Annotated in this window: 12 protein-coding genes; 6 read left to right on the top strand and 6 right to left on the bottom strand. The window is 74.4% G+C overall.

The window, feature by feature from the left end; translation table 11 throughout:
• Positions 1 to 147: 147 nt before the first annotated feature.
• Positions 148 to 1,110: an ROK family protein gene (locus AB0J86_RS19245; protein ID WP_363858815.1), complete on the bottom strand. Its 963-nt coding sequence runs from the start codon at positions 1,108 to 1,110 to the stop codon at positions 148 to 150.
• A 106-nt stretch (positions 1,111 to 1,216) separates the two neighbouring features.
• On the opposite strand from AB0J86_RS19245, the gene AB0J86_RS19240 reads away from it, so the two are divergent.
• Positions 1,217 to 2,200 (top strand): LacI family DNA-binding transcriptional regulator, encoded by a 984-nt coding sequence (locus tag AB0J86_RS19240; RefSeq protein WP_363858831.1) that lies wholly within the window; start codon positions 1,217 to 1,219, stop codon positions 2,198 to 2,200.
• Between the two features lie 112 nt (positions 2,201 to 2,312).
• On the opposite strand, the gene AB0J86_RS19235 is transcribed toward AB0J86_RS19240, so the two are convergent.
• On the bottom strand, positions 2,313 to 3,575 hold the full coding sequence (locus AB0J86_RS19235; RefSeq protein ID WP_363858813.1) for an Ig-like domain-containing protein: 1,263 nt from the start codon (positions 3,573 to 3,575) through the stop codon (positions 2,313 to 2,315).
• Between the two features lie 429 nt (positions 3,576 to 4,004).
• On the opposite strand from AB0J86_RS19235, the gene AB0J86_RS19230 reads away from it, so the two are divergent.
• From AB0J86_RS19230 to AB0J86_RS19220, 3 genes are all read left to right on the top strand, one after another.
• Positions 4,005 to 5,663 carry an FAD-dependent oxidoreductase gene (locus tag AB0J86_RS19230; protein ID WP_363858811.1) on the top strand — a complete coding sequence of 553 codons (1,659 nt, stop codon included), beginning with the start codon at positions 4,005 to 4,007 and terminating at the stop codon, positions 5,661 to 5,663.
• Positions 5,660 to 7,084 carry an ATP-binding protein gene (locus AB0J86_RS19225; protein WP_363858809.1) on the top strand — a complete coding sequence of 475 codons (1,425 nt, stop codon included), beginning with the start codon at positions 5,660 to 5,662 and terminating at the stop codon, positions 7,082 to 7,084. The genes AB0J86_RS19230 and AB0J86_RS19225 overlap by 4 nt, the downstream gene beginning before the upstream one ends.
• A 187-nt stretch (positions 7,085 to 7,271) precedes the next feature.
• Positions 7,272 to 7,619 carry an Lsr2 family protein gene (locus AB0J86_RS19220; RefSeq protein WP_363858807.1) on the top strand — a complete coding sequence of 116 codons (348 nt, stop codon included), beginning with the start codon at positions 7,272 to 7,274 and terminating at the stop codon, positions 7,617 to 7,619.
• Between the two features lie 384 nt (positions 7,620 to 8,003).
• On the opposite strand, the gene AB0J86_RS19215 is transcribed toward AB0J86_RS19220, so the two are convergent.
• On the bottom strand, positions 8,004 to 9,281 hold the full coding sequence (locus AB0J86_RS19215; RefSeq protein ID WP_363858805.1) for an enolase C-terminal domain-like protein: 1,278 nt from the start codon (positions 9,279 to 9,281) through the stop codon (positions 8,004 to 8,006).
• A gap of 146 nt (positions 9,282 to 9,427) precedes the next feature.
• Between AB0J86_RS19215 and yaaA the strand changes: the two genes are divergently transcribed.
• On the top strand, positions 9,428 to 10,225 hold the full coding sequence (gene yaaA / locus AB0J86_RS19210; protein ID WP_363858803.1) for a peroxide stress protein YaaA: 798 nt from the start codon (positions 9,428 to 9,430) through the stop codon (positions 10,223 to 10,225).
• A gap of 25 nt (positions 10,226 to 10,250) precedes the next feature.
• Here yaaA and AB0J86_RS19205 read toward each other — a convergent pair whose 3' ends face one another.
• Positions 10,251 to 11,237 carry an NAD-dependent epimerase/dehydratase family protein gene (locus AB0J86_RS19205; RefSeq protein WP_363858801.1) on the bottom strand — a complete coding sequence of 329 codons (987 nt, stop codon included), beginning with the start codon at positions 11,235 to 11,237 and terminating at the stop codon, positions 10,251 to 10,253.
• A 482-nt stretch (positions 11,238 to 11,719) separates the two neighbouring features.
• Between AB0J86_RS19205 and AB0J86_RS19200 the strand changes: the two genes are divergently transcribed.
• Positions 11,720 to 12,550: an IclR family transcriptional regulator gene (locus AB0J86_RS19200; protein ID WP_363858799.1), complete on the top strand. Its 831-nt coding sequence runs from the start codon at positions 11,720 to 11,722 to the stop codon at positions 12,548 to 12,550.
• 24 nt (positions 12,551 to 12,574) lie between these two features.
• Here the strand turns inward: AB0J86_RS19200 and AB0J86_RS19195 are convergent, their stop codons facing one another.
• A complete protein-coding gene (locus tag AB0J86_RS19195; protein WP_363858797.1) occupies positions 12,575 to 12,724 on the bottom strand; it encodes a hypothetical protein in 150 nt (49 codons plus the stop codon).
• Positions 12,725 to 12,821: 97 nt separating this feature from the next.
• Positions 12,822 to 16,121, bottom strand: a complete 3,300-nt coding sequence (locus tag AB0J86_RS19190; RefSeq protein WP_363858796.1) for an NACHT domain-containing protein — start codon at positions 16,119 to 16,121, stop codon at positions 12,822 to 12,824.
• Positions 16,122 to 16,131 lie beyond the last annotated feature (10 nt).

The raw sequence follows: 16,131 nt of genomic DNA, 5'->3' as shown, positions 1-16,131 counted from the left end.
GTCCGCGTACGTCCTCCTCGTCGAGCGGCTGCTCGATCAGGAGCAGGTCGAACGGGTCGAGGCGGGCGAGGTGGCGGGTGATCTCCGATCACCACGATTTGCCCTAGATCGGCGAGGAGGGGTGGCGCGGGACGGGCGGGCGGGGCGTCAGCCGGCGGTGGCGGCGACGCCCGGGCCGCCGTAGACCTTCGGCTCGTGGATCAGCGCGGCGGCGCCGACCAGCCCCGCCGACGAACCCAGGCTCGCCGGCTCGACCCGCAGGTCCCGCAGGAAGCCGAGCTTGGCGTGCTCGGCCACCGCCTCCCGAAGGGGCGGGAAGAGCAGGTCCTCGGCGGCGGCCACGCCGCCGCCGATCACCACCCGGCGCAGGTCGGCCATGGCCGCCGCGGAGACGATGCCGGCGGCCACCGCGCGCGCCGAGCGCCGGAAGGCCCGCTGGGCGTACGCGTCGCCGGCCCGGGCCGCGACCGCGAGGTCCACCCCGGTCGGCTCCGGTACCGGGGGCCGCCAGCCGGCGCGCAGCGCCCAGGTCACCATGTTGGGGCCGCTGGCCAGCGCCTCCACGCAGCCCCGGCCGCCGCACGCGCAGGGCTCGCCGTCGACCTCGACGACCATGTGGCCCACGTGCCCGGCGTTGCCGGTCGGGCCGGCGGCCAGCCGGCCGCCCTGCACCACCCCGCCGCCGACCCCGGTGGAGACGACCAGCACCAGCAGGTCGTCGACGCCGCGCCCGGCGCCCTGCCAGTGCTCGCCCGCGGCGGCGCAGACGCCGTCACCGGCCAGCCGGACCGGCACCCCGGGCACCGCCTCGGCCAGCCGGTCCAGCATCGGGAACTCCCGCCAGGCGTGGATGTTGACCGGACTGATCGTGCCGGCCGGCAGGTGGATCGGGCCGGCCGTACCGACGCCCACGCCGACGATCGGATCCCCGCCGGCCGCCGCCCGGACCTCGGCCACCAGTTCGGCGAGCGGGCGCCAGACCGCCTCGGGGTCCGCGCTGGCGGCGGCGGTGGGGCGTACCCGCCGCTCCCGCACGGTGCCGTCGGACGCGACGAGGGCGGCGGCGAGCTTGGTTCCGCCGATGTCGACGGCGAGGGCGAGATCGGGCACAGCGGCTCCCGGGAAGAGGCGAAACAACGTTGTCAAGGGTAGCGGTAGGTCAACCGGTATGGTTTTGCGCGTGACGAGCGACGTCAACAGAACGAAACGACCCACGATGGTGGATGTGGCGCGGCGCGCGGGGGTCAGCCTGAAAACCGTCTCCCGGGTCGTGAACAACGCGCCGCACGTCCAGCAGGAGCTGGTGGACCGGGTGCTCGCCGCCGTCGCGGAGCTGGGCTTCCGCCGCAACCACCTGGCCAGTTCGCTGCGCTCGGGCCGGGCCACCGCCACGATCGGCCTGCTGATCGAGGAGATCGCGAACCCGTTCTACGCCGCCATCGCCGGGGTCGCCGCCGAGATCGCCCGTGCCAACGACACCATGCTGATCATCGCGAGCTCGGAGGAGAGCCCCGACCGGGAGCGGCAGCTGCTGCGGGAACTCTGCTCGCGGCGGGTCGACGGGCTGCTGGTGGTACCGGCGGGGCACGACCACTCGTTCCTGCGCCCCGAGGTCGAGCTCGGCGTACCGGCGGTCTTCGTGGACCGGCCGGCCGGCGGGCTGCTGGTCGACACCGTGCTGCTGGACAACCGGGGCGGCGCCCGGGCGGGCGTACGGCGGCTGCTCGACGAGGGGCACCGGCGGATCGGCATCCTGCTCGACTCGATCGGCGTCTACACGATGCGCGAACGGCTCGACGGCGCCCAGGACGCGCTCGCCGAGGCCGGCGTGGCGTACGACGAGGGGCTGGTCCGGGACGGCATCCGCGACCCGGCGGCGGCGGCCCGGGCGGTGGCGGAGATGCTCGACCAGCCGGACCCGCCGACCGCCTTCTTCGGCCTGAACAACCGGATCACGCTCGGCGCGGTGGAGGAGTTGCAGCGGCGCGGCAGCGACGCCGCGCTGGTGGGCTTCGACGACTTCGAGTCGGCGCACCTGATGCCCCGGCCGCTGACCGTGGTCGCCTCGGACACCCGGGCCCTGGGGCGGATCGCCGCGGAGCTGCTCTTCGCCCGGATCGGGGGCGACCGGTCGCTGCCCCGCACGATAGTGCTGCCGACCGAGCTGGTACGCCGCGGCCTGCCCCGGCCGAGGGCGTAGGCACCCGCGCGGCCGGCGGCGGGATCGCCCGGCCGTGGGCCCGCGAAGATCCAGGGCATGTCGTCGGCGAACCGCCACGGCATGCCCTGGATCACCCGCGTCGGGTGGGCGGTCAGCCGCCCCGGTTGGACGGGGCCGTCACCGGCGCGCCGCCGGAGGCCGGCGGGTTGCTCGAGCCCGGTACGGCGCTCGGGGCGGGCTTGAGATCGGCCGGGACCGGCAGGGCGCTGCCCTTCACGAACTCGTCCCAGCTCATGTCCCAGGCCGTCCAGCCGTTGCCCGGATCGAGCTTGACCTCGGTGCCCTTCACGGTCACCAGGTCACCGACATGGGTGATGTCCATCAGCCAGGACGCCGCCTCGTCGGAGACGTTGGTGCAGCCGTGCGAGACGTTGCTGTAGCCCTGGTCGCCGACGGACCACGGTGCCGCGTGGATGAACTCGCCGCCCCAGGTCAGCCGCTGGGCGTTGGCGACCTGCACCACGTACCCGCCGTTGGGGTCGCCCCGGGTGTCGAAGATGGTCGAGGCGAACTTCTCCATGATCACCATCTTGCCGCTGGAGGTGGGCGTGCTCGGCTTGCCGAGGCTCACCGGGATCTTGCGGTCGAGCTTGTCGTCGCGGAAGACCGACATCTGCTTGGTCGCGTTATCGATCTCCAGGGTCACCTTGTTGCCGACCTTGGCGCTGGCGGTCCGGTCCACGTCGCCGTAGAAGCCCTTGCCGACCGGCAGCCCCTCCAGCGCGGCCCGTACGCTGATCTTGGTGTTGGGGCGCCAGAAGTCCGGCGCGCGGTAGTAGACCTGGGTGCCGTCCGCGATCCAGTGCCAGGCCCCCGGCTGCGGCGGATCGGTGTGCACGAACAGCCGCTTCTGGACGTCCGCCCGTGCCTCCTTCGGAATGCCCGGCTCGAAGGCGAGCGTCACCGGCATCGCCACCCCGTACGTCCGACCGTTCTCGAAGTACAGATTGCTGGTTATCCGCTTCTCCGGCTTTGCCATCGTGGTGAAGGTCGTGGTTTGCGTCGTACTCTTGCCCTTGTCGCTGGTGGCCGTCACCTTGGCGGTGTAGGTCTGTTTGTTCTTCAACGCCCGGTCCGGCAGCCACGACGAACCGTCGGGCCGCAGCGCCCCCTGAACCGTCCCGCCCTTGTCGTCGGCGACCGACACCGACGTGATCTTCCCGCCGGTCACCTTCGTCCCGATCTCGGCGCTCGTCGGCACGTCCTTGGCGTTGGCGTTCGGCGTGATGACCAGCGACGGCGGCGCCGGCTTGCCGACCTTCCGCAGCCCGTCGCTGGTACAGCCCCCGACCAGGACGAGCGGCGCGGTGGCGACGAGCGTCGCCCACCCCGCGGCTCGACGCTTCAATTCCATGACCCCCACCCCATTCCGTCTCCTCTTCGCCACATCTTGTAATGCCTCCAGCGGTCGCAGAGCGCATTCCCGGAACTAGGGAGCGCATTCGCGAATGGTGACCGCAGACGGTGCGGTACTTCGGCATTACCGGGACGGGGGCGAATCGGCGGAACGGTGGGCGGAAAGGGCCGCCTGGGAATTGCGGTGAACGCGGCGGTCGCTGTGACACGAGTGTCGGTCCCGCCGGACCCGGGCATTCACTTCAGCCGCCGGCTCCCCAACCGGAGCAGCGGGCCCGCCCGCCACGGCCGCCGCGCCAGCCGCGAACCGCTGTGCCGGCCCCGGCGGCGCACGCCACGCCAACGGCCGCCGCCGTGCCGACGCCGAGCGCCCGACCCGGTCCGGCCCGCGGGTCCGCGCCGCGGGCCGAGCGGCATGATTGACCGCATGGCGAACCCCGCAATCCTGACCGTCGACGACGACCCGGCCGTCTCCCGCGCGGTGGCGCGCGACGTGCGGCGGCGCTACGGCGACCGCTACCGCGTGGTACGGGCCAGCTCGGGCGAGGACGCGCTCGCCACGCTGCGCGAGATCAAGCTCCGCGGCGAGCAGGTGGCGGTGATGCTCGCCGACTACCGGATGCCGGAGATGAACGGCATCCAGTTCCTGGAGGCCGCGATGGACCTCTTCCCCCTCGCCCGGCGTGTGCTGCTGACCGCGTACGCCGACACGGACGCGGCGATCGACGCGATCAACGTCGTCGACCTCGACCACTACCTGCTGAAGCCGTGGCATCCGCCGGAGGAGAAGCTCTATCCGGTGGTCGACTCGCTGCTCGAGTCGTGGCTGGCCGCCCCCGACCCGGCCAGCACCGAGACCCGCGTGGTCGGCCACCGCTGGTCGGCGCCGTCGTTCGCGGTACGCGACTTCCTGGCCCGCAACCTGGTGCCGTTCCGCTGGCTGCTCGCCGACGAGCCCGAGGGGGCCCAACTGCTCGCCGCCGCGGAGCTGACCAGCGCCGACGTGCCGCTGGTGGTCACGCCCGACGGTACGTCGCTGGTCCGGCCGACCGAGGCCGACCTCGCCGCGCACGTCGGGCTCAGCACCACCCCGGCCTCGGACTTCTACGACCTCGTGGTGGTCGGCGGCGGCCCGGCCGGGCTGGGCGCGGCCGTGTACGGCGCGTCCGAGGGGCTGCGTACCGTCCTGGTCGAGCGGCGCGCCACCGGCGGACAGGCCGGGCAGAGCAGCCGGATCGAGAACTACCTCGGCTTCCCGGACGGGGTCTCCGGGGCGCAGCTGACCGACCGGGCCCGGCGCCAGGCGCTGAAGTTCGGGGCGGAGCTGCTCAGCACCCGCGAGGTGGTCGCGCTGGAGGCCGCCGGCTCGGCCCGGCTGCTGCGCTTCGGCGACGGCACCTCGATCGCGACGCACACCGTCGTGCTCGCCACCGGCGTCTCGTACCGGATGCTCGACGCGCCCGGCCTGGCCGAGCTGACCGGCGCCGGGGTCTTCTACGGCTCGGCCGCGACCGAGGCGCCGAGCTGCTCCGGCGAGGAGGTCTACATCGTCGGCGGGGCGAACTCGGCGGGCCAGGCGGCGATCCACTTCTCCCGGTACGCCAAGCGGGTGCACCTGCTGATCCGCGCGGGCGACCTGCGACGCTCGATGTCGCAGTACCTGATCGACCAGATCGGGCAGCTGCCGAACATCGAGGTGCACCCGCACACCGAGGTCGCCGCCGGCGAGGGCACCGAGCACCTGGAGCGGTTGACCCTGCGCGACGCCCGCTCGGGCGAGACCCGCACGGTCGACACCTCCTGGCTGTTCATCTTCATCGGCGCCGAGCCGCGCACCGAGTGGCTGGACGGCGTGGTCGCCCGCGACGGGTTCGGCTTCGTCCTGACCGGGCCGGACCTGCTCTCCGGCGGTGGCCGGCCACCGGGCTGGTCGCTGCCGCGCGACCCGTACCACCTGGAGGCCAGCCTGCCCGGCGTCTTCGCGGCCGGGGACGTCCGGGCCGAGTCGGTCAAGCGCGTCGCCTCCGCCGTCGGCGAGGGCGCGATGGCCGTCTCGCTGGTGCACCGTTACCTGGCGGCGCAGTGAGTACCCCGGTCGAGCGGCTCGGCGTCGACGAGCTGCGTACCCTCTTCCTCTTCGAATCGCTCGACGCCGACAAGCTCGACTTCCTGGCCGAGCGGGGGCGGGTGGAGCGGCAACCGGCGGGCACCCCGATCTACACCGAGGGCGAGCCGGCGACCTGCTTCTACGTGCTGCTCAGCGGCACGGTCGCGATGAGCCGGCGGGTGCACGGCGACGACCTCGACGTGATCCGTACCGAGCAGCGCGGGGTCTACGCCGGCGCGACCCAGGCGTACCTCGGCGAGCAGGTGGACCAGGTCTACGTGAACTCGCTGCGCGCCATCTCCGACGTGGAGCTGTTCGTGCTGCCCGCGGAGACCTTCGCGCAGGCGATGCGGGGCTGGTTCCCGATGGCGATGCACCTGCTGGAGGGGCTCTTCTTCGGCATGCGCAACATCCAGACCATCGTCGGCGAGCGGGAGCGGCTGGTCGCGCTGGGGGCCCTGTCGGCGGGGCTGACCCACGAGCTGAACAACCCGGCGGCCGCCGCGGTACGCGCCACCGCCGCGCTGCGCGACCGGGTCGCCGGGATGCGCCACAAGCTCGCGATGATCGCCGACGGTCGGCTCGACGGCGCGCAGCTGCACGACCTGGTGAAGTTTCAGGACGACGCGGTACGCCGGGCCGCCGCCGCGCCGGTCCTCTCCGCGCTCGCCGCCGCCGACGCGGAGGACCTGGTCAGCGACTGGCTGGACGAGCACGGGGTGCGCGGCGGCTGGGAACTGGCCCCGGCGCTGGTCGCCGGGGGCCTCGACGTGGCCTGGCTGGAGGAGCTGGCCGGCACGGTGGCCGACCGCGACCTGGAGACGGCGCTGCGGTGGCTGACCTACACGGTCGACACCGAGCAGCTGATGCGGGAGATCGACGACACGGTGACCCGGATCTCCGGGCTGGTCCACGCGGCCAAGCAGTACTCCCAGCTCGACCGCAGCCCGCACCGGATCGTGGACGTGCACGAACTGCTCGACGCCACGCTGACGATGCTCCAGGGCAAGATCCCACCCGGCGTACGGGTGGTGAAGGAGTACGACCGGACGCTGCCGGCGATCCCCGCGTACGCCGCCGAGCTGAACCAGGTCTGGACCAACCTCATCGACAACGCGCTGGGGGCGATGGCGGGGACCGGCACGCTGACCCTGCGTACCAGCGGCGACGGCGAACGCGTCGTGGTGGAGGTGGCCGACACGGGGCCCGGAATCGCACCCGAGATCCGCCCACGGATCTTCGAGCCCTTTTTCACCACGAAGCCGGTCGGCGAGGGCACCGGCCTCGGCCTGGACATCTCCTACCGCATCGTGGTCAACAAGCACCGGGGCGATATCCGGGTGGAGTCCCGACCGGGCGATACCCGCTTCCAGGTGCTGCTGCCGCTCCGGGACAGTTAGGCGCCCGTTTCATAGGGCCAAGGGCTATGCCGCCGCCGGTACGCCGGCCCTGCGGGGTGCGGGCGTACCGGCGGAAGCGGAACTGCGGCGTGACACGCTTCCCGAGCAATGGCGGATATGTTGCAAAATTGCCTTCCCATGCGTCAAACTCAACGGGGTATCTTTTGTGCACAAGGAGTGACGATCCATGGCCAGAAAAGTAATCACCCTCTTGACGGACGACATCGACGGCACCGAGGCGGACCGCACCGTCGAGTTCGGGATCGACGGGGTCAACTACACGATTGACCTTTCCGAGAAAAACGCCGGTAAGCTCCGCAAGGCCCTCGACGTCTACATCGCCGCGGGCAGCCGGATCGGCCGCAATGTCACCGAGAGCCGCCGGGCGGGCCGTCGGGCCGGTGGCGGCGGGACGACCCGCAGCGACCGCGACCAGAACCGGGCGATCCGCGAATGGGCCGCCAAGAACGGTTACGAGGTTTCGGAGCGGGGTCGCATACCGGCCGCCGTGGTAGAGGCGTACAACGCGCACTGACCGGCGCCGGCAGGCGGCATCGCAAAACGTTTTACCAGCACGGCGAAGCGAACACAACGAGATCAACTGGGGCTGGCGACCCGTCGGCGGGCAATTGCCGCCGCCGGCCCGGCGCCAGGGCGGGCGACCACCGCACCGGCGGTGGCAACTCGCCGTTTCGCCCGGGGGGCGCCGGTCGTCGACCAGCGAGCAATCGCGGTCGGCCGGCGCCAGTTCGGTTCCGGCTGGCCGACCATTAGCGCATTACCCGCTCGCGGCGTTCCGCGCGTTTTCGAATGGGCGCGCGTCGCACCCGGAAGCCGGGCGACCCGGCACCGCACCAACCGACACCACCGATCCTCGTCCGCCCGGTCGCGCGACGGCACGATCCCGCCGCGCGATCCCTCACGGCGCCTCGATCCCGCCATCGGGTCGGCGTACCGTCGCCGCCCACCGCTCGAACAGGTGCGTGGTCGGTGGGAACCTGGCCGCGGCGACCTCGTCCAGCTCGATCCCCCAGCCGGGCACGTCGTGCGGGTAGAGGTAACCGTCGCGGGGCACCAGCGTGCCGGGAAAGACCTCCCGCGTCGCCTCGTGGTAGACGTGTCCCTCCTGGATGGCGAAGGCCGGGGTCGTCACGTCGAGGGCCACGTTCGCGGCGGCGCCCACCGGCGACACGTCGGCCGGCGCGTGCCAGGCGGTACCCACGCCGGAGAGTTCGCAGAGCGCGACCAGCTTCCGGACCGGGGTGAGCCCGCCCACCGCCGAGACGTGCAGCCGCAGCAGGTCGACGCCGCCGCCGGTGACCAGCCGGGCGGCGTCGGCGACCGAGGCCACCTGCTCTCCCACCGCGATCGGCATCGGCGCCGCCGCCCGCACCTCCGGGAGCCGGTCGTAGAGCTCCAGCGGGATCGGGTCCTCCAGGAAGAAGAGCCGGTACGGCTCCAGCGCGCGGACCAGCCCGACGGCCTGCTTGACGGTGAGCCGGTGGTGCACGTCGTGCAGCAGGCCCACCTCCTCGCCCAGCTCGGCGCGCGCCCGGGCCAGCAGCTCCGGCGTGGTACGCAGGTACTCGCGCACGTCCCAACCGTCCGGGTTGGGATGGCCGGGGTAGCCGCCGCCGAATCCGGGCGCGCCGTAGCTGCCCAGCCCGGCCTGGCCCACCTGCACCCGGACGTGCCGGAACCCGGCCGCGCGGATCTCCCGGGCCCGGTCCAGGGTCTCCGGGATGGAGGCGCCGGCGGCGTGCAGGTAGAGCTCCGCCGCCGCGCGCACCCGGCCGCCGAGCAGCTCGTAGACCGGCATGCCGGCCCGCTTGCCGGCGATGTCCCAGAGCGCCTGGTCCACGCCGGACAGGGCGCTGTTGAGCACCGGGCCGCCGCGCCAGTACGACGACAGGTGCACCATCCGGGTGATGTCCTCGATGTCGGCCGGGTGCCGCCCGAGCAGCATCGGCGCGACGTGCCGCTCGACGGCGGCGACGACGGCGTGGAACCGCTGGGTGAAGGTGGCGCAGCCGAGGCCGTACAGTCCCGGCTCGTTGGTCTCCACCCGTACCACGACCAGCGGCACCCCCTCGGGCGCGGTGACCACCGGGCGCACGCCGGTGATCCGCAGCCCGTCCCGCGCCGGCCAGGGGGCCTGGGTCTGCGGCATCACGCCGCCGGGATCCGGTCCGGTCATGCCCGCATCCTGCCAGAGGCCCGTGCCGGCCGGCGCGAGGTGGCCGTGCCGGCCGGCCGCGTCCGGGCCCACTCGGCCGGATATGGTCGGGTGTCCCGCCCCCAGTTCCGCGCGTGCCGCCGGGCGCGCCCCGAGGAGTCCGTCCCATGCTCGTCCTGCTCCCGCCCTCCGAGGGCAAGGCCGCCGCCGGTTCCGGCGCCGCGCTGGACCTGGCCCGGCTGTCGCTGCCGGAGCTGACCCCGGCCCGGGAGCGGGTACTGGAGTCGCTGGTCGGCCTCTGCGCCGAGCCGGACGGGGAACGGGCCCGCGAGCTGCTCGGGCTCAGCCCGGGCCAGGGCGAGGAGGTCGCGCGCAACGCCCGGCTGACCCGGGCGCCGGCGCTGCCCGCCGGCCGGCTCTACACCGGGGTCCTCTACGACGCGCTCGACCTGCCCACGCTCGCCCCGGCGGCCCGCCGCGCCGCGCAGCGGGCCGTCCTCGTCTTCTCCGGGCTCTGGGGCGCGGTCCGGCTCACCGACCGCATCCCCCCGTACCGCTGCCCGGTCGGGGCGCGCCTGCCGGGGCTGGGCGGGCTGGCCGCGTACTGGCGCCGGGCGATGACCGGGCCGCTGGCCGAGGCGGCCGGTCGGGGACTCGTGCTGGACCTGCGCTCCGGCGCGTACGGGGCGATGTGGCAGCCCAGCGGCCCGCTCGCCGAGCGCACCGCGGCGGTACGGGTGCTGCACGAGCGCGAGGTCGACGGGGTGCCCACCCGCTCGGTGGTGAGCCACTTCAACAAGGCGACCAAGGGGCGGCTGCTGCGTGACCTGCTCGCCGCCGGGGCACGCCCGCGCGACCCGGAGCAGCTCGTGGCGGCGCTTCGGGACCTCAAGTACACGGTCGAGGCGGAGGAACCCGCCCCGGGCCGGCCGCGCCGGCTCGACGTGGTGGTCACCGAACTCTGAGGACAGCGTGGAGCAGCGTAGGCGCTCAGCCGAGCAGGGCGAGCAGCTCGCGCTCCCGGGCCGCGCTCAGCCCGGCGCGGCGGTCGCGGTCGAGGCCCTGCTCCCGCTCCCAGGCGAGAATGTCGGCGATCAGCTCCTCCCGGGGACGGTGCCGCAGCCCGGCCGCCACCGCCGCCGCGCCGCTGCGGGCGCAGAACGCCTGCCAGCCCTCCTCGACGATCCACATCGCCAGCGACTCCGGACCCATGAACGCGGCCACGCCCTGCGCGACCAGCCACTCGGGCGGGGCCGTGACGACCGGTCCGGTATGCCCACCGATCGCGCGGGAGAGCGCGATCCACTCCCCGAGCGGCATGACCGGGCCGACCGTGTCGTAGGCGCCGGTGGTCCCGGCGACGGCCGAGTCGAGCAGCCAGGCGGCGAGGTCCCGCACGTCCACGACCTGGGTGGCGACGTCGAGCGGCTCGGGCAGCAGCATGGGCGCGTGCGGGTCCCGCGCGGCGCGGGCCACCCAGTAGCCGGCCCGGTCGCTGGGGTCGCCGGGTCCTCCGATCAACCCGGAGCGGGCGATCAGCAGGCGGTCACCCACCGCCGCCAGCGACGCCCGCTCGCAGGCCGACTTCGCCTCGCCGTACTGCTCCCCGTCGACCACGTCGCACTCGGTCGGCGGCAGGGTCGGCGCCGACTCGTCCGCCCCGAAGGTCGCGTGCGAGGCGTAGACATTGCCCGATGAGACGTAGCTCCAGTGCCGGGCCCGCTCCCCGAGCGCACGCAGCGCCCCTTTGACGAAACCCGGCTGCCAGGAGAGCTCGACGACCGCGTCCCAGTCCCGGTCGCGCAGGCCGTCGTAGGCCGCCGGATCGGTGCGGTCGGCCCTGACGAGCCGCGCGCCGTCGGCCACCCCGCCGCTCTCACCCCGGGCGAGGCAGGTCACCGCGTACCCCCGCTCGACCGCCTGCCGCGCCACCTCGCGGCCCAACCACGCCGTACCGCCCAAGACCAGAATCTCCATGCCGAACACTGAAGCACGTCGGCGGCGCGTACCCCGGCCCGGTTCGCCAGTGGCAGAACGGCTACGCCGAACGCGAACAGCCCCGGGCCGGCGCCCCGCGCGGGTCGAGCGGCGCCCGCGGCGGTTTCGGTAGTCTGGACGAGACGGTCGATCCGGTCCGCGGCACCGGGTACGGGCACTCGCTCGGCGCCCTCGGCCGGGACGTGCCTGATACGCCGGTCCCGACCGACCGGATCCCGGACGGGGTCGCACGCGTCGACGACCGCACGGTCGACGACGAGGCGCCGGCGCCGTTCGAGAGCGCCGGTGCCCCGACACCGGGCCGTGGTACGACGGCCGATGTGGAGGCGTTCACGGAGAGCCGGTGGCTGACCTCGCGGGGCGGCGTCGCGCCGGGTACGTGGTAGCGGAGGGCCGGCCACTATGTGATCTTGTATAACGGGGACCCGCTAGACACTCTCGTCCAAGCGAAGGAGACAACCGTGGCCGGCGGTACGCGTGATCCCGGATCGTCCGTGTCGTCGCGGCTGCTCGCCATCCTCGGGGCCTTCGACAGCGAGCACCCGACCCTGACGCTCAGCGAGATCTCCCGGCGCACCGGGCTGCCGCTGGCGACCGCGCACCGGCTCACCGGTGAGCTGGTCGAGTGGCGGGCGCTGCAACGCGGCCCCGACGGCAGCTACCGGGTGGGCGTACGCCTCTGGGAGGTCGGCACGCTCTCGCCGCTGCACACCCGGCTGCGCGAGGTGGCCACACCGTTCCTGCACGACCTGTACGAGGCGACCCGCGAGAACGTCCACCTCGGGGTGCGGGACGGCAGCGAGGTGCTCTACGTGGAGAAGTTCACCGGGCACCGGGCGGTACCGATCATCTCCCGGGTCGGCGGGCGGCTGCCGCTGCACGCCACCGGGGTCGGCAAGGCCCTGCTCGCCTTCGCCGGTCCCGCCGTCATCACCCGGTACGTGGAGGCGCCGCTGAGCCGCTACACGCCGTACACCATCACCGAGCCGGGGCGGCTGAGTCGGGAGTTGGACGAGATCCGGCGCCGCGGCTGGGCGCACACCCGCGAGGAGATGTCGCTCGGCTCCTGCTCGGTGGCGGTACCGGTACTGGACGCGGAGCGGGGCGCGCTGGCCTCGCTCGGCATCATCGTGCACGGTCTGCGGCCCAACCTGGACCGGCTGGTGCCGGCGCTGCGTACCGCCGCCGACCAGGTCTCGGCGCGGCTGGCCGCCACCCGCGACGACCCGTACCCGAGCCTGCGGCACGACGTCTCCCCGCGCCGCCCGGGCCAGCCCCCGGCGAGCGCGTAGCGACCCGGTAGTCGCGGCCGAGGGTCAGAGGGTGATGGCGATGCCGATCCGGCGGTCGCGTCGTCCGAGGAGCAGATCGAACCAGAACACCAGCCGGGCGACGGGGTAGCGGCGCGACATGAGCCGGCGTACCCGGGCCGTCCCGGCCCGGGCCAGCAGCCGGCGGGCCATCACGTACGCGGGAAAGCCGGGCGAGCCCTTCGCCGCACCCGTGAGGTAGGCCGCGCCCTCGCCGAAATCGGGGCCGGTGGCCGCCGGCGGCGTGGGCGCACTACGCGGACACGGGGGACGCCCCGGCCGCCGCGTCGGCGCCGGCCGGTCGCTCCGGCGGGGGCGGCAGCCGGCCGTCCGACCAGAGCGGCGCGGTACGGTCGACGGTCAGCGGGAAGGTCCGCGCGTTGTCGACGACGCCGATCAGCCGGTGCGCCAGCCGCAGCACCGGCCGGCCCAGCCACGGGTCGCCGATCCACCGGGCGCAGAGGAGCAACCCCAGCTCGGCCCCCTCCCGAGCGGTCGGCCACGCCCGCCGCCGCCCGCTCGCGCGGGCCGCCCGTACCGCGTCGAGCAGCCGGCGCCGCTCGACCGCCACCTCGTCGGCCACCCCGGCCAACACCCGCACCGACCACCACCAGGTCTCGGCGAGGCGGGCCAGGTCGGCGGTACGGGGCGAGACGCCGGTGCGGGTCAGCTCGTGGCGGCCGATCGCCAGGGCCCGTGCTGGCCGGCCGGCCAGCAGCGCCGCGCGGGTCAGCAGCGCCGCAGCCACCGGTACCGAGTGCTCCCGCTCCGCGCCGTCATCGCGGTCCGCGTGCGCCGCCGGGTCCACGCGGTCCGCACGGTCCTCGTGCGCCGGGCGGTCCACGTGGTCGTCGCGGTCCGTGCGGTCCGCGCCGTCCGTGCGGTTGGTTCGGCCGAGCAGCTCCTCGAACTGCGCCCGCGCACCGGCCAGGTCTCCCCCGACGTAGCGGAGCACGGCGCGGAACTCCAGCGACGAGGGCTCCGCCCCACCGGCCCGGGTCTCCGCGGCGATCAGGGCGTCGCAGGCGGCCAGCAGCCGCTCGGGCGGCGCGTCCTGGCGTACCAGTTCGGAGATCTCCGCGCGCCGGGCCGCCACCGCCGGATCGCGCGGCCGCTCGGGTGCCGGGTACGAGGCCAGGACCGCCAGCAGCCGCTGCTCGGTACGCCACCACCGGCCGGCGGCGGCGCCGGCGAAGACGCCCTTGCGCAACCCCGCCGCGAGCAGTTCGTCGGAACCCGCGACGCCGGCCCGGTCGGCGAGCAGCCGGCCGAAGAAGCTCGACGCCTCGTCCCAGTACCCGGCGCGGGCCAGCCCGGTCGCGAACTCCTCCTCCCACCGGGCCGCCCGGGGCCACCCTCCGGGCAGCGCGAGCCGGTCCCGCAGGCGCTCGTGCCGGAACCGGTACGAGCCGCCGAGGTTGCGCAGCAGGCCGACCGCCTCCACCGAGGCCAGGAACTCCAGCAGGCGGTGCGGGAGCATGCCGGTCAGCGCCAACGCGAACCGGGCCAGGCCGAACCGGACCCAGGCGCTGCCGGCGCTGCCCAGGAGCCAGGCGCCGAGGCCGAGTCCGAGCCCCGCGGCGACGACCTGCGAGGGCGGCAGGCGGACCGGGCCGAGGGCTTCCGAGACGCGCAGGACACCGGCCACGATCGCGGCCCGGAGCAGCCAGCGCGCCGCCGCGGGCAGTGCGGACAGCACGGTCGCGGCCCGGTCGGCGGCGAGCACCCGCAGCGGGTCGGTCACCGCGAGCTGGTCCGCGGGCGCGGCGAAGTCGACCCGCAGCACCTCGCGCACCAGCGTGTAGACCAGGCACACCAGCCCCAGGGTCACGGCCACCCGGGCCTGGGGCGACCAGGACCCGACCGGGACCGCGTAGGGCTCCAGGAACTCCACCACCGGCCACACCGGCTCGTACAGGTATCCGCCGGCGTAGAGCACCGCGCCCCACAGGAGGCCCGCGAACAGCCCCGGGAGCAGCGCGGGGGCGAACGCGCCGGGGCCGCCCCGGAACACCATCCGGACCGGCGGTACCCCCTGCCGGCTGGCCCGGCCGCGCCGTACCGACCAGGCCGCGCCGGCCAGCCCGACGCCGACGGTCAGCGCCCCGGCGTGCGTGCCGACCGCCACCAGCAGCTCCCGGGCGGTGGGGGTGCCGGTGGTGGCGGCCACCGAGCGCAGCGCGTCGCCGGTCAGCGCGAGCGCGACCCAGGCGGCCAGCGACGCGCGCAGGCCGTCGAAGAGGACCCAGAGGGCACCGGGTACCACCATCGGCAGCCGCCACCAGACGAACTCGCGCAGCCCGTACGTTTCGAGCTGACCGGCGAGGAAGGCGAGGTACCCGCGGGCGGCCGCCGGCGGCCAGCGGGTCGACCGCCAGCTTCCCTGGGAGAGCCGGACGGCCGACTCCACCGCGCCGTCCAGGAGCCGGTCCTCGACCTCCTGGCGACCGCCCCGACGGGCGAGTTCGATCAGGACGGCGGGGTCGTCGTCCCGGTCGCCGGCCAGCGACCCGATCTCCCCCGCGTCGAAGGCCGTCCGCGCCATCGCCACCATCAGCGGCGTGGAGAGCGCGGCGGTCAGCTCGGGCTGCTCGTCGCCGGCGACCGCCCGGGTCACCGGCCGCCACCGGTGCAGCTGCCGGGCCGGGGCGGCGTCGGCGAGGTAGTCGGCGACCCGCCGCGGTCGCAGCGGCTCGATCGTCACGACCGCCGCCCCGCGCAGCTTCTCGCCGCGCCGCAGGTACCGCTGGTAGAAGCCGGTACGGCAGGTGAGGACCAGCCGCTGCCCCGGCAGCCGGTTGAGCCGGTCGAGGCAGTGCGCGGCCCGCTCCTCGCCGGCCTCGTCGAGCCCGTCCAGCACGGGCAGCACCAGGTTCGCGTCGAGCAGGTCCCGCAGCGCCTGCGCCCAGCGTGGGTGCGCCGTCGACAACTGCGGGTACCGGTTGGCGAGCTGGGAGACCACCCAGTGGTCGAACGGGACGGTGTCGGGATCCCAGGCGGCGACGTTGAGCAGCACCGGGATCGGGTCCTCGGGTGCCCGCCCGGTGACCAGCCGCTGGGCCAGGCGCAGTGCCAGGACGGACTTTCCCGAGCCGGCCGGGCCGAGGACCAGCATCCGTCCGGACGGGATCCGCAGGTAGCGGTCGGCCACCTCGTCGTCCCGCCCGGCCAGGTCCAGCGGCACCCCGTCGCTGGAGCGGCAGATCGTACGCCAGGACGGCTGGTACTCCTCGGCGGCGTTGACCCAGGTCACCGGCAGCGGGTACGGCTCCTCAAGGCTCCTGAGCAGCGCCTCGTCGACCGGGTTGCGCCGGACGAGGTCGGCCAGTTCCTCGGCCACGGCCCGCATCCGGGCCGCCGGCGCGCCCCGGCCCGCGTCCCGGTCCCTGACCACCTGGTAGACGACGACGAAGGCACCGAAGGCACCGCCGACGACGCCCCAGGCCCAGCTCACCTTCTCGAAGTCGTACCGCACCCAGATCAGCGCGCTCAGCGCCGCCGCCACGGCCAGGACCGCCATGGCGAGAAGTCTTCGCAGCGACCGGCGGGGCATCCGACGATTG

Source organism: Micromonospora sp. NPDC049559 (assembly GCF_040676675.1).
Lineage (GTDB): Bacteria > Actinomycetota > Actinomycetes > Mycobacteriales > Micromonosporaceae > JBFAPK01.
Note: the sequence above shows the minus strand (reverse complement) of the source record. Positions and strands in the feature narration are given on the sequence as shown.

What these genes read in the sequence shown, in the direction of transcription:
- AB0J86_RS19190 (WP_363858796.1), bottom strand. Translation starts at nt 16,121, where the DNA reads ATGCCCCGCCGGTCGCTGCGAAGACTTCTCGCCATGGCGGTCCTGGCC.
- AB0J86_RS19215 (WP_363858805.1), bottom strand. Translation starts at nt 9,281, where the DNA reads ATGACCGGACCGGATCCCGGCGGCGTGATGCCGCAGACCCAGGCCCCC.
- yaaA (WP_363858803.1), top strand. Translation starts at nt 9,428, where the DNA reads ATGCTCGTCCTGCTCCCGCCCTCCGAGGGCAAGGCCGCCGCCGGTTCC.
- AB0J86_RS19240 (WP_363858831.1), top strand. Translation starts at nt 1,217, where the DNA reads ATGGTGGATGTGGCGCGGCGCGCGGGGGTCAGCCTGAAAACCGTCTCC.
- AB0J86_RS19230 (WP_363858811.1), top strand. Translation starts at nt 4,005, where the DNA reads ATGGCGAACCCCGCAATCCTGACCGTCGACGACGACCCGGCCGTCTCC.
- AB0J86_RS19205 (WP_363858801.1), bottom strand. Translation starts at nt 11,237, where the DNA reads ATGGAGATTCTGGTCTTGGGCGGTACGGCGTGGTTGGGCCGCGAGGTG.
- AB0J86_RS19235 (WP_363858813.1), bottom strand. Translation starts at nt 3,575, where the DNA reads ATGGAATTGAAGCGTCGAGCCGCGGGGTGGGCGACGCTCGTCGCCACC.
- AB0J86_RS19220 (WP_363858807.1), top strand. Translation starts at nt 7,272, where the DNA reads ATGGCCAGAAAAGTAATCACCCTCTTGACGGACGACATCGACGGCACC.